Raw genomic sequence first — 627 nt, 5'->3', positions numbered from 1 at the left:
GGCTCAACACCAAAATGTGTTCTTGACAGCATTAAGCTGTCAAGGCACGTTTATTACATTCTAAAAAAATTCTTGCTTCATAATACTCTCTATTCCTTGTGAAATAGTATCTTCTTTGAATCGCCTTAATTTTATTATTTCTACCTTCAACTGGAGCATTAGTAAATCTATATATATGATAATTTATAATTTCTTGCTTCCAATTTTCAAAGGTTTTAAGTGCAACATCTACTTCTGGTATATTTAATGATTTACCTGAACAAATCCATCTGTCAAAGACAATGGTCGCTTGATCAACGTTTATACAGCAATCGTACCATTCAATCAAATCTTCTTTCCAACAATATACTTCTTCAAGCTCTGATGATAAATTGAGTAATTTTTTAAGAATGATACTCTCTTTTTCATCTAATTGGTCATTTCTTTTGCTTAGCAAATTTTTATTACATTTCAAAAACACACGATTTTGTGAAGACAATCCTAAGCTTACTCTACGTCTAACATCCTGAAGTGCATCTAATGCATATCTATTAACATGAAACCTATCAGCTATGCGAATAGCATTCGGAAAGGTTTCTTCAGCAAATTTATGATAATATTGTGCTAAATCCATAACTACTGCAACTG

At 31.3% G+C, this 627-nt stretch carries 1 protein-coding gene; it reads right to left on the bottom strand.

Features of this window, described 5'->3' with window-relative positions:
* Positions 1-31 precede the first annotated feature (31 nt).
* On the bottom strand, positions 32-627 hold a 596-nt coding region (locus HF850_RS15400; RefSeq protein ID WP_243159517.1), incomplete at its 5' end, for a transposase.

Source organism: Clostridium sp. SM-530-WT-3G, assembly GCF_012843905.1.
Lineage (GTDB): Bacteria > Bacillota > Clostridia > Clostridiales > Clostridiaceae > Clostridium.
This window is presented reverse-complemented; position numbering and strand designations above follow the sequence as displayed.